We start from the raw sequence: 12,511 nt of genomic DNA, 5'->3' as shown, positions 1-12,511 counted from the left end.
TCGCTCCATAACGTTCAAGTACGGGCAATGGCGGTATTAACTTAATAGGGCGAAGCATCGTAAGGGTCACTAAGTTGTTGTTGGAGAGCATAACTAACAGGCGCGGCTAAACATGCCAGAGTGGGGCTGTCGTTTTGCTGAACGTCTCAAGGCTTAATATGTAAACAAGTGTAATTAAAGTTTTTTAAGTGCGGCGGTCCACTCTTCGCTGTTCATGGTGCCCAGGGCCTTGAAGGTGCCGTTGGGCAGCACCTTGACGAACAGTGCGCTGCCGTACTCTGCAGCGGCTGCGTGAGGGAAGCCGAGGCTGGTCTGGAAGTCGCTCATGCAGGCGCTGTGGGTGATCAGCATCAGGTTGCGTCCCGGCTGTTTGTGGCCGAGGATTTCACCGCCCATGGCGTCGCCGCAGATGGCCAGCGGGCCGGGGGACAGCTCGGTCTTGCCGAACATGAACAGTGACGTCTGGGCGGTTCGCGTGGTGGGGCTGCTGAGCACGTCGGTCAGAGCCATGCCCAATGAATCAAAGGCTTTGCCCAGTTCAACGGCGCGTTCAGTGCCGTTGATGGTCAGGCCATCGGCAGGGCCGAAGCAGGGGTTGGCCGAGCGGTCGCAGCGCTCCTCATGGCGCACCAGCACCACCAGCTCACCCTCACGCCAACTGGCGAGCACCCCGGAGGTCACCAGGCGATTGCCCACGCCCAGGTCCAGGGGCGAGCTGGGCCAGAATAAAAAACCCGTCAACAACAAGGCGGTAACGCTGATGCCAAGCAGGTGCAGGCGGTATTTTCTCAGGCGTTTTAACCTTGACCTTTTGGGTTGGGGATTGGCCAGGATCATGTCTGCCACGCGGTTCATCCTCGGCACTGTTTATTGTGTTTATAAAAAGGCTGCACGATTGGGCAGTTGCCCTTGGTGAGGCAGGAGACTGTCACAGCACCGCTGTCTTTTTGCTGAACACTTGCATGTTAAGAGTGTCACTTGGATTAACTAATAAGTTGTGAGTCACCACGAGTTGGCGGGCACTTTAAAGTTCGGTGGATGGGCAGATGGTGAAATCCATGTGAAAAATTTGCGTAGGCACGAGCGTCAGCCGTTATTCTCATTGCTGGTCCTTCAGATGAGCGTTCTTATGTTGCAGGTGCAAGGTGTTGTTAAAAACTACGCGACCCCGCAAGGCCCGCTGACTGTTCTGGCTGGCGTCGACCTGCACCTGGGTGAACGCAGCAGCCTGGCGCTGATGGGCGAATCGGGCAGTGGCAAAAGCACCTTGCTGCACCTGGTGGCTGGGTTGGACCGAGTGGACGCCGGCAGCATCCGCATCGGCGAGCAGCGCCTTGACCAACTCAACGAAGGGCAACTGGCCCATTGGCGCCGCACGCAAATCGGCCTGGTCTTCCAGCAGTTCAACCTGATCGGCAGCTTGCGCGTGGAAGACAACCTGGCGTTCCAGGCGCGGCTGGCGGGGCGTTTCGACCCGCACTGGCAAGCGCAATTGGTGGAGCGCCTGGGGCTGGGCGACTTGCTCCGGCGTTACCCCGAGCAACTCTCCGGTGGCCAGCAGCAACGGGTTGCCGTCGGGCGGGCGCTGGCCTCGCGGCCGGGTTTGTTGCTGGCTGACGAACCCACCGGCAACCTCGACGAAGCCACCAGCGATGAAGTGCTGCAACTGCTGTTGGACCTGCTGCGGGACAGCCCCACCAGCCTGCTGATGGTCACCCACAGCCCGCGCCTGGCCGCACGGCTTGACCGGCAAGTGGTGCTGCACCGTGGGCGTGTCGTGCCGATGGACGCTCGCTGAGATGGCGCTGTTTTACTGGACGCTGCGCGCGTTGCTGAGCCACTGGCGGCGTCATCCGGTGCAATTTTTCAGCGTGCTCACCGGCCTGTGGCTGGCCACCGCGCTACTGACCGGCGTGCAGGCTCTCAACAGCCAGGCGCGGGACAGCTACGCACGTGCCAGCCAATTGATCGGTGGCGAACCCCAAGCCAGCCTGGTTGCGCCGGACGCCGCCAGTTTCCCCCAGGCACTGTTTGCCGAGCTGCGCCGCGCCGGCTGGCCGGTATCCCCGGTGGTGCAGGGGCGGGTGGTGCTCCAGGGGCGTGAGCAGCAGCGTCTGCAACTGATGGGCATCGACCCGGTGTCGTTACCCGGCAGCGGCAGCGTGGCGGGGCAACGCTTGAGCCAGGCGCAGATGCTGGCGTTTTTCGAGCCGCCGGGGCGTACCTGGGTCGCTGCGCAAACGTTAGAGGCGCTGGGGTTGCAGGCGGGCGAGCAGCCGCTGACGTCCACCGGGCAACGCCTGCCACCGTTGCAGGTACAGGCCGATATGGCGCCCGGCCTGCTGCTGACCGATATCGGCTTTGCCCAACCCCTGCTTAACATGCCTGGGCGCCTGTCGCGCCTACTGTTGGACAACACCTTCGCCGCCCACCACCCCACGCCACCCGCCGCGTTGCAACTCAAGCAGGGCGAGGACAGCAACCTGTCACGCCTCACCGAAAGCTTTCACCTGAACCTGGATGCGGTGGGTTTTTTATCCTTTGTGGTGGGGCTGTTTATCGTGCATGCGGCCATCGGTCTGGCCCTGGAACAGCGCCGCGGCCTGCTGCGAACCTTGCGCGCCTGTGGGGTCAGCGCACGCATGTTGATCCTGAGCCTGGGCGTCGAATTGGGCGCTTTGGCGGTGTTGAGCGGTGTGCTCGGTATCGCCAGCGGCTACCTGCTGGCCAGCCTGTTGCTGCCGGATGTCGCCGCCAGTTTGCGCGGCCTGTACGGCGCCGAAGTCGCCGGCCAATTGAACTTGAGCCCCTGGTGGTGGCTGGCCGGCCTGGGCGTGAGCCTGCTCGGTGCGTTGCTCGCCGGAGCCAGCAGCCTGTGGCGCGCAGCGCGTTTGCCGTTACTGGCGCTGGCCAACGCCCAAGCCTGGCATCAAGCCCATGGGCGCTGGCTGCGGCGCCAGGGGTGGGTGGCGTCCGCGGCCCTGGCGATCGCGTTGTTGGCGCTGTGGCTGGGCGATAGCCTGGCCGCCGGGTTTGTGCTGATGGCGGCCTTGCTGTTGGGCGCGGCATTGGCACTACCGGTGCTGCTCAATGGGTTATTGAAAGCCGTGCTGGGGCGTAGTCGCTCGGTACTGGGCCAGTGGTTCCTGGCCGATTGCCGCCAGCAACTGCCGGCCTTGAGCCTGGCGCTGATGGCGTTGCTGTTGGCCCTGGCGGCGAATATCGGCGCCGGCTCCATGACCTCGGGCTTTCGCCAGACCTTCACCCATTGGCTGGAGCAACGCCTCACTGCCGAGCTGTACCTCAACCCGCAAAATCCGCAGCAGGCCGAGCAACTGACGACGTGGTTGACCCGCCAGCCCCTGGTGCAGGCCGTACTGCCCGCGTGGCAGGTGGCGGTGCAACTGCAAGGCTGGCCCGCGGAGGTGTTCGGCGTGGTCGACAACCCCACTTATCGTCAACACTGGCCGCTGCTGGAGGCGGTGGACGCGCCCTGGGACCGCTTGCTGCAAGACGACAGCCTGATGCTCAGCGAACAACTGGCGCGACGCCTGAAGGTGCAACTGGGCGACACGGTTTCCATCCCCACCCCGCAGGGCACCTGGGCGCCGAAGATCGTCGGCATCTACGCCGACTACGGCAACCCCAAGGGCCATCTGCTGGTCAATGCCCGGCACCTGTTGGCGCATTGGCCGACGCTCTCACCGGCACGCTTCAACCTGCGGGTAGCGCCTGCCGACGTGCCGTCGCTGATACGTGAAGTGCAGCGTGAGTTCGCCCTGGAAGACAGCCGCATCGTCGACCAACAGCAACTCAAGGGGTGGTCCAGCCAGGTCTTCGAACGCACCTTCGCTGCCACCGCCGCGTTGAACAGCCTGACCCTTGGCGTCGCCGGCGTGGCGCTGTTCATCAGCCTGCTGACCCAGAGCCAAAGCCGACTCGGCCAACTCGCGCCGTTGTGGGCGCTGGGCGTGACGCGCCGACAATTGATGCTGCTCAACCTCGGCCAGACCTGGCTGCTGGCGGTACTCACGTTGATCCTGGCGTTGCCGCTGGGGCTGTTGCTGGCGTGGTGCCTGGATGCGGTGATCAACGTGCAGGCCTTCGGCTGGCGCCTGCCGCTGCAGGTATTCCCCGGGCAGCTTGCGCAATTGCTGGGGCTGGCGATGCTTGCCACCTTGCTCGCATCGGCCTGGCCCTTATGGCAGTTGTACCGCAGCCGTCCGGCGGATTTGTTGAGGACGTTCGCCCATGAAGATTAAGGCATTGGCGTGCATCGCCTGGTTACTACTGAGCGGCTGCGACCAGGCGCCCGCACCCGAGGACAGTTTCGCCGGGCTGGGCAGCGATGCGGCGGACTTTGCCCAGGTGGTGCCCGGCAAAGTCTTCAGTTTCCCCGAGGACCACGGGCCCCACGACGGCTTTCGTATCGAATGGTGGTACGTCACGGCCAACCTCAAGGATGCCCAGGGCAATGTCTTCGGCGTGCAATGGACGCTGTTTCGCAACGCATTGAAGGCCGGCCCCGTCCAACCGGGCTGGCGCGATTCAACCGTGTGGCTCGGCCACGCCGCCGTCACCTCCGCCACCCGCCACTACGCCGCCGAACGCCTGGCCCGGGGTGGCGTGGGGCAAGCCGGGGCCCAGGCAGAGCCGTTCAACGCCTGGATCGACGACTGGAACTTCGCCAGCCGCCTCGGCGCCGCCAGCCCCCTGGCTGACATGCAACTCAAGGCCAGTGGCGCGCAATTTGCGTACGACCTGCACCTGACTTCCAGCCGCCCGCTGGTGCTGCAAGGCGACCATGGCTACAGCCGCAAATCCGACCAGGGCCAGGCGTCGTACTACTACAGCCAGCCGTTTTTCACCGCCAGCGGCAGCGTCAACCTCGACGGCCACACCTACCAGGTCAGCGGCCCAGCCTGGCTCGACCGCGAATGGAGCAGCCAACCCCTTGCCGCCAGCCAGACCGGCTGGGACTGGTTCTCCCTGCATCTGGACCGCGGCGCGCAGCTGATGCTGTTTCGCGTGCGGCAGAAAGACAGCGATGGTTACCTCACCGGCACCTGGATCGACGCCCAGGGCCACACCGAGACCTTGCACAACAGCGATATCCAACTCACACCGCTGACCACCACGGCCATCGACGGGCGCAGTATTCCCACACGCTGGTCGCTGAAAATTCCCGGCAAACAGCTGGACATCACCACCAAGGCCGTCAACCCGAAGGCGTGGATGGACTTGGGTATTCCGTACTGGGAAGGGCCGGTGCGGTTTGAGGGTGGGGTGGGGTATTTGGAGATGACGGGGTATTAGGGGGTATAGCAGGGTAGTTTTGCCCTACGACCCGACGGGTAATACTCGTACAGGCTTTTCAAAAAAAATACTGTACATGCATACAGTCTTATCCTACAGTCCATCCCAGGTGACCGGATGTCGCCGGTTACCTGAGCTTCAATTTTTTAACTATGGATGGATAAAAAATGAAATCGAAAAAAGCCTTTATGCTAGGCGCGGCCATGATGGCCTCCTGCTTCGTTTCGGCCTTTGCCCTGGCTGATCAAGCGCCTGCGAAACTCAGTGCCGAAGCGGTCAAGCAGGCCGTGAACAAAGCGCTCAAGTCCGGCGGCAAGCTGGACGCCTCGAAGGTTTCGACCGAACTCAAGAAAAAACTGCTGGTGGCCAAGTCTGGTCAGTCCAAGGCCGTGACCCGATCCCTCAAGTCCGAGCCGTTCGACAGCGTGGTGAGTGAGTTGAAAAAGCCGGCGCAAGGCGCGTTGAAAGGTGCGGCTATCGCGGCGTTTGAACCGCTGTTTCCAACCCTGGATATCAACACGCTTTACACCGTCGATGCGGTGCAGGCCGGTAACGAGTTTGCCTACCACTTCAACCTGCCGCAGAACGCGCGGGTGCAGGTGCAACTGGTCAACCAGAGCGCAGGTGCGGATATGTCGCTGACCCTGTTTCAGGATGACGGCCAGGGCAACCTGAGTGTGGTCGGTTCGTCGGATGCTGCAGGCAATGCCGATGAATACCTCAACGGCGTGCTGCCGGCCGGCGACTACTACTGGTACATGGTGGCCAAGGTCGCCGATAACGCGCAGTTCAGTTTCGGCGTGGCGGTGGACAGCAACATCGACGCGTTCGAGCCCAACGACAGCGCGCAAACCGCGTTCGTATTGCCCGATTCGATGAACAAGGTCAGCGGCAATCTCGACAGCGCCAACGATGTCGATTACTTCGACTTCACGGCGGTACGTGGCCAAAGCGTGAGCATGTACCTGGCGGGCGACGAGAACGGCAGCCGAAACCAGTGGATCTTCGACCGCTTTGATGGCGCCAACTGGGTCACCGTGCCGGCCGGTTCTACCTCGACCTACCCGAGCGTCGCGCCGGGCACCACGGTGAAGGTGCGTGTACGGGCCAACCCGGCGGTGGCGCAGGACCCGAGCAAGTATTACCAACTGAGCCTGGGTTCCACACCGCGCTTGAACACCAGCAGTGTCAAAGGTGACAACATCGTGCGGGTGACGGAAGTGTGGCTGGCCACGCAAACCGCTCGGCTGTTGAACTGGTCGACCCAATGGTCGGACTCCACCGGCGCGCCGTTGCTGGGGGTCACGCCGGTATTGCGCGTCGATAACCACTTCGTCGACTTGAACTACCGTTGGGTTGACTACAAAGCGACTACCAACAGCGCGGGTGTATCAGAGGCCACGGCTAATATCGGTACGTGCTTCGGTGACTACACAACGGTGATCAACGACAGCAGCACTGGTGTGCCGTACAAGTGGCGTACCACCTACAACGAGGGTGGCTGGCGCATTGAGCTGGCTGAGTTCCCTGGTGTGGGAGTTGGCGGTGAGAACGTGCAATACGTCAGCCTGGGGCATATCTGCACTCAGGACATCATCCACTGACAGCGTGATGTGAAGCAGAAGGGGCGGCCTCTAGAGGCTGCCCCTTTTTTGTGGCTTTTTCCTGATCATTTCTGGCTATCGTGAGAACGCGGCTCCCAATACAAAGTGCCAAACAAATAGTCCATCAACGGCAGCACGATATTGAAGTTACGCCCCTGCATCAGCTCACGACGGTGATGCAGGGCATGCAGGCGGTGCATCTGGCGAATCCATGGCAGGCGTGCCACCGGGTGTTCGGCAGGCAGGTGTTCGCAGGCATGGAACACTTCGTAGAGCAGGTAGCCAAGGATCATGCAGCCTGCAAACAACCCGGCAACGTTGGGGCTCAGTTGGCTGAGCAGCCACCAGGCGGGAAGGGTGATGGCCAGGCTGTGCAGCATGATCAGCCAGGCTGGAAACAGGATGACGCGCCAGTCCCGAGGGCTGTCGTAGGTCATGTGGCCGGGGGTGAAGAAGCTGTGATGATCGCCGGTGTGGCGTGCGTAGAACAGCCGGGCGAATGCATGTTTGTGATGGCCCAGGTGGCGGTGCACGAGGTAGATGCACAGGTTGAAGAACAGCAGGGTCAGGGGCACGGTCAGCCACTGCAGGGCGGTGATATCGGCGGTGGAGGACCAGGCCAGCGTGATGCAGGCGATGCCGTAGCCAAGCACGAATGCGGCGTGCAGCCAGGGGTTGTAACGCGGGTTGACGCTTGCGCGGTAACGGTCGCGGAAAGTCTCGGTCGGGTGGGGCATGGCCGGCTGCTCGCTGTGTTTTTATTTGAGGCTGAGCTTAGTTGGCGTAAGCGGATGTGCGAGTTTTTACCGACCACCGCATCCCCCTGTGGGAGCTGGCTTGCCTGCGATGGCGACGTATGAGTGCCAGATAAGAAGGCTGACACTGCGCCATCGCAGGCAAGCCAGCTCCCACGTTTTTGCCCGAGACCGACCAGTGGAGGCTTGCACAGGTCTGAATTACTTGTTAGTTTCTGGCAAAATGTTAACGATAACATTTGCTCTAAAAATAAAAACAAAACAGAGACCCACGCCATGAAAATGCTCCCGAAAACCCTGTGTTTACTGGTCGCCAGCATCACCCTGGGCAGCGCGACCCCCGCGTTTGCCGACGCTGCCAAGCCCATCCGCATCGGCGCCTCGTTCCAGGAAATCAACAACCCCTATTTCGTCACCATGAAAAACGCCCTGGAAGAAGCCGGCGCGACCATCGGTGCCAAGTTGATCATCACCGACGCCCGCCACGACGTGTCCAAGCAGGTCAGTGATGTCGAAGACATGCTGCAAAAGGGCATCGACATCCTGTTGATCAACCCCACTGATTCGGTCGGCGTGCAATCGGCCGTCAAGTCGGCCCATGCTGCCGGCGTAGTAGTGGTGGCGGTGGATGCCCAGGCAGATGGCCCGTTGGATTCATTCGTGGGGTCGAAGAACTTCGACGCTGGTTTCCAGGCCTGTGAGTATCTGGCTAAAACCATCGGTGACAAAGGCAATATCGCCATCCTTGACGGCATCGCCGTGGTGCCGATCCTCGAACGTGTACGCGGCTGCAAAGAGGCGGTGGCCAAGCACCCGGACATTAAGATTGTCAGCATCCAGAACGGCAAACAGGAACGCGATCAGGCGCTGACCGTCACCGAAAACATGTTGCAGGCCCAGCCTACCCTCAAGGGTATTTTCAGCGTGAATGACAATGGCTCCCTCGGCGCGCTGTCGGCCATCGAAGCCAGCGGTATGGACGTGAAGCTGGTCAGCGTCGACGGTGCGCCGGAAGCGATCAAGGCGATCCAGAAACCCGGCAGCCATTTCATCGCCACCTCGGCCCAATACCCCCGCGACCAGATCCGCCTAGCACTGGGCATCGCCCTGGCCAAGAAGTGGGGCGCCCAAGTACCGGCCAGCGTGCCGGTGGACATCACCCTGATCGACCAGGCCAAGGCCAAGGACTTCAGCTGGTAAACCCCCCAGGCCCCGCGTAGTTCGTGGGGCCCAGGTCTTCCTTCTGAGTGCGAGGTCGGCGGTATGAGCAGTCTTCTGAAGCTGGAAAACATCTGTAAGCGTTACCCTGGGGTGCAGGCCCTCAAGGCCATCAACCTGCAAGTGGAGCGCGGCGAAATCCACGCCTTGCTTGGGGAAAATGGCGCGGGCAAATCCACCCTGATGAAGATTCTGGGCGGGGTGGAGCACCAGGACGAAGGGCAGATCCTTATCGACGGGCAGGCCCGACAATTTGCGACCTATCGGGATGCGATTGCCGCCGGGATTGGCATTGTGTTCCAGGAATTCAGCCTGATTCCCTACCTCACGGCGGTAGAAAATATCTTCCTCGGCCATGAGCTGAGCAACCGCTTCGGCCTGTTGCGCAAACGCGAAATGGCCGAGGCTGCGCAGGCGTTGTTCCAGCGCCTCGGGGTCAGCATCGATCTGCACTGCGCCGTCAAGCACCTGAGCGTGGCCGAGCAGCAGTTTGTCGAAATCGCCAAGGCCCTGGCTTTGGACGCACGCCTGCTGGTGCTCGATGAGCCAACCGCGACGCTGACCCCCAGTGAGGCCGAGTTGCTGTTCGACATCATGCGCGAACTCCAGCGCCAGGGCGTGGCGGTGATTTTTATCTCGCACCACCTGGAAGAGATTTTCCAGGTCTGCGACCGCATCAGCGTCCTGCGCGACGGCGGTAATGCGGGCGTCACCGAGGTGGCCGACAGCGACATCGACCGCCTGGTCGAGATGATGGTCGGCCGTCGCCTGGAGTGCAGTTTTCCGCCTAAACCCACTACCGCACGCGGCCCGTTGCTGCTGGAGGTCAAGGATATCCAGCTGGTGCGCAACGGCCCCCATAACCGTTTCAATGTGCACAAGGGCGAGATCCTGGGCTTCGCCGGCCTGGTGGGCTCGGGCCGCACCGAACTGGCCCTGGGCATGATGGGCGCGCTGCCCACGGTGAGCAAAGACGTGTGGCTGCGCGGAGAAAAAGTCAGCCTCGATGACCCGGCCCAAGCGCTGGCCTGCGGCATCGGCCTGCTCCCCGAAAGCCGCAAGAGCGAAGGGCTGATCACCGCCTTCAGCATTCGCGAAAATATCTCGCTGAACAATTTGCCCAAGTATCAGCACGCCTCGGGCCTGATCGACAAGGCCCGCGAGTGCGCCAGCGTCGAAGCGCTGATGCGCCAGCTGTCGATCAAGGCACCCAGTGGCGAAAGCCTTGTGGTGAACCTCAGCGGCGGCAACCAGCAAAAAGTCGTGATCGCCCGCTGGATCAACCACCACTGCGACGTGCTGGTGTTCGACGAACCCACACGCGGTATCGACGTGGGTGCCAAGGCGCAGATCTACGCGTTGATGCGCAGCCTCACCGAACAGGGCTACGCGATCATCATGATTTCCTCCGAGCTGCCCGAAGTCATCGGCATGTGCGACCGCGTCGCCGTGTTCCACAAGGGCGCCATCGTCAAGGTACTGGAAGCGTCCGCCGTCAATCCTCAAGAGGTCATGCGCCATGCAACAGGGGGCTCAAGTGAATACGTCCATTAACACCGCCGGCACCGGCCGCTTGCGCCTGAACCTGGCGCGGCTGCTGCGTTCGCCGGCGTTTTATCCCTTTGTCGGGCTGGTGGTGGTGACCCTGGTGATGATCCTCGCCAGTGACACCTTCCTCACTGCCAGCAATCTCTCCAACATCGCCCGCCAGGTGTCGATCAACGCAATCATCGCGGTGGGCATGACCTGCGTGATTCTCACCGGTGGCATCGACTTGTCGGTGGGGCCGGTGATGGCGTTGTCCGGCACCTTGACCGCCGGGCTGATGGTCGCCGGGTTGCCGCCGGGCCTGGCGATTGGCGCCGGGCTGCTGGTGGGCGTGGCCTTCGGCATCGGCAACGGGCTGTTCGTGGCGTACCTGCATATGCCGCCGATCATCGTCACCCTGGCGACCATGGGTATCGCCCGCGGGTTCGGGCTGATGTACACCGACGGCTACCCGATTTCCGGCTTGCCAGAGTGGTTCGCGTTCTTCGGTCGCGCCAGTGTGTTTGGCCTGCAGGTGCCGATCCTGATCATGCTGATCACCTACCTGGCGGCCTATGTGCTGCTGCAACACACCCGCATCGGCCGCTACATCTACGCCATCGGCGGCAATGAAGAAGCGGTGCGCTTGTCCGGGGTGCGAGCGGCGCGTTTCAAGCTGCTGGTGTACGGCATCAGCGGCTTCACCGCCGCGATTGCCGGGCTGGTGCTCACCTCGCGCTTGATGAGCGGCCAGCCGAATGCCGGCGTGTCGTTCGAGCTGGATGCGATTGCCGCCGTGGTACTGGGTGGTGCGTCGATTGCCGGCGGCCGCGGAGTGATCATCGGCACCTTGCTCGGCGCCATGCTGCTGGGCGTGTTGAACAACGGTTTGAACATGCTTGGCGTGTCGCCCTACGTCCAGAGCGTGATCAAGGGCGGGATCATCTTGCTGGCGATTTTCATCAGCCGTCAGCGCCATCGTTAATACCTCACTACACAGGACCGAACACATGGACAAGCACACTCACATGCAAGCCGTCGTCTGCCACGGCCCGAAAGACTACCGCCTGGAGCGCATCGGCAAACCCCAGGCGCGTGCCAATGAGCTGGTGATCCGTATCGCCGCCTGCGGCATCTGCGCCAGTGACTGCAAGTGCCACTCGGGCGCGGCGATGTTCTGGGGCGGCGACAACCCCTGGGTCAAGGCGCCGGTAGTACCGGGCCACGAATTTTTCGGCTACGTGGTCGAAGCCGGCGAGGGCGCCGAGGAGCACTTTGAGGTCAAGGTCGGTGACAAGGTCATCGCCGAACAGATCGTGCCGTGTGGCAAGTGCCGCTTCTGCAAATCAGGCAAATACTGGATGTGCGAAGTGCACAACATCTTCGGCTTCCAGCGCGAAGTGGCCGAAGGCGGCATGGCCCAATACATGCGCATTCCCAAGACCGCCATCGTGCACAAGATCCCTGAGTCGGTGTCCCTGGAAGACTCGGCGCTGGTGGAGCCGATGGCCTGCTCGATCCATACCGTCAACCGTGGCGATATCCAGCTCGACGACGTGGTGGTGATTGCCGGCGCGGGCACCCTGGGCCTGTGCATGGTCCAGGTCGCCGCGCTGAAGACCCCGAAGAAGCTGGTGGTGATCGACATGGTCGATGAACGCCTGGAGCTGGCGAAAAAATTCGGCGCCGATGTGGTGATCAACCCCGCCCGTGACAACGCTCGCGAGATCATCAACGGGCTGACGGACAACTACGGCTGCGACGTCTATATCGAAACCACGGGCGTACCGGCCGGCGTCACCCAGGGCCTGGACCTGATCCGCAAGCTCGGGCGCTTTGTCGAGTTCAGCGTGTTTGGCGCCGAGACCAGCGTGGACTGGTCGATCATCGGCGACCGCAAGGAGCTCGACGTGCGCGGCGCGCACCTGGGCCCGTATTGCTACCCGATCGCCATCGACCTGTTCGAGCGTGGCCTGGTCACCTCCCAAGGCATTGTCACCCATGATTTCCCGCTGGACGACTGGGCCGAGGCGTTTGAACTGGCCAATTCGACCAAGTCGATCAAGGTGCTGTTGAAGCCGGTGCTCTGAG

At 62.0% G+C, this 12,511-nt stretch carries 10 protein-coding genes; 8 read left to right on the top strand and 2 right to left on the bottom strand.

The features are described 5' to 3' along the window. Window positions 1-174: 174 nt before the first annotated feature. Window positions 175-855 (bottom strand): histidine phosphatase family protein, encoded by a 681-nt coding sequence (locus ACP7CZ_RS02045; protein ID WP_089042201.1) that lies wholly within the window; start codon window positions 853-855, stop codon window positions 175-177. A gap of 274 nt (window positions 856-1,129) precedes the next feature. On the opposite strand from ACP7CZ_RS02045, the gene ACP7CZ_RS02040 reads away from it, so the two are divergent. The 4 genes from ACP7CZ_RS02040 (at window position 1,130) to ACP7CZ_RS02025 (ending at window position 6,920) form a co-directional block, all read left to right on the top strand. Beyond that, window positions 1,130-1,798 carry an ABC transporter ATP-binding protein gene (locus ACP7CZ_RS02040; protein WP_020301318.1) on the top strand — a complete coding sequence of 223 codons (669 nt, stop codon included), beginning with the start codon at window positions 1,130-1,132 and terminating at the stop codon, window positions 1,796-1,798. A 1-nt stretch (window position 1,799) separates the two neighbouring features. Further along, on the top strand, window positions 1,800-4,262 hold the full coding sequence (locus ACP7CZ_RS02035; RefSeq protein WP_294164739.1) for an ABC transporter permease: 2,463 nt from the start codon (window positions 1,800-1,802) through the stop codon (window positions 4,260-4,262). Further along, complete coding sequence (locus ACP7CZ_RS02030) at window positions 4,252-5,316, top strand: lipocalin-like domain-containing protein (RefSeq protein ID WP_294164740.1); 1,065 nt, start codon at window positions 4,252-4,254, stop codon at window positions 5,314-5,316. Before ACP7CZ_RS02035 ends, ACP7CZ_RS02030 begins: the two co-directional genes overlap by 11 nt. Window positions 5,317-5,483: 167 nt before the next feature. Continuing rightward, window positions 5,484-6,920 (top strand): hypothetical protein, encoded by a 1,437-nt coding sequence (locus ACP7CZ_RS02025; RefSeq protein ID WP_054897425.1) that lies wholly within the window; start codon window positions 5,484-5,486, stop codon window positions 6,918-6,920. Window positions 6,921-6,985: 65 nt separating this feature from the next. Here the strand turns inward: ACP7CZ_RS02025 and ACP7CZ_RS02020 are convergent, their stop codons facing one another. Continuing rightward, window positions 6,986-7,657: a sterol desaturase family protein gene (locus ACP7CZ_RS02020; RefSeq protein WP_054897426.1), complete on the bottom strand. Its 672-nt coding sequence runs from the start codon at window positions 7,655-7,657 to the stop codon at window positions 6,986-6,988. 294 nt (window positions 7,658-7,951) lie between these two features. Between ACP7CZ_RS02020 and ACP7CZ_RS02015 the strand changes: the two genes are divergently transcribed. From ACP7CZ_RS02015 to ACP7CZ_RS02000, 4 genes are all read left to right on the top strand, one after another. After that, on the top strand, window positions 7,952-8,875 hold the full coding sequence (locus ACP7CZ_RS02015; RefSeq protein WP_057974980.1) for a substrate-binding domain-containing protein: 924 nt from the start codon (window positions 7,952-7,954) through the stop codon (window positions 8,873-8,875). Between the two features lie 63 nt (window positions 8,876-8,938). After that, complete coding sequence (locus ACP7CZ_RS02010) at window positions 8,939-10,447, top strand: sugar ABC transporter ATP-binding protein (RefSeq protein ID WP_294164746.1); 1,509 nt, start codon at window positions 8,939-8,941, stop codon at window positions 10,445-10,447. Continuing rightward, window positions 10,413-11,405: an ABC transporter permease gene (locus ACP7CZ_RS02005; protein ID WP_054897444.1), complete on the top strand. Its 993-nt coding sequence runs from the start codon at window positions 10,413-10,415 to the stop codon at window positions 11,403-11,405. The genes ACP7CZ_RS02010 and ACP7CZ_RS02005 overlap by 35 nt, the downstream gene beginning before the upstream one ends. 25 nt (window positions 11,406-11,430) lie before the next feature. Next, window positions 11,431-12,510: an alcohol dehydrogenase catalytic domain-containing protein gene (locus ACP7CZ_RS02000; RefSeq protein ID WP_034128169.1), complete on the top strand. Its 1,080-nt coding sequence runs from the start codon at window positions 11,431-11,433 to the stop codon at window positions 12,508-12,510. Window position 12,511: the final 1 nt, after the last annotated feature.

This window comes from Pseudomonas sp. DWP2-2, assembly GCF_049897065.1.
GTDB classification, from domain to species: Bacteria; Pseudomonadota; Gammaproteobacteria; order Pseudomonadales; family Pseudomonadaceae; genus Aquipseudomonas; species Aquipseudomonas paracarnis.
Note: the sequence above shows the minus strand (reverse complement) of the source record. Positions and strands in the feature narration are given on the sequence as shown.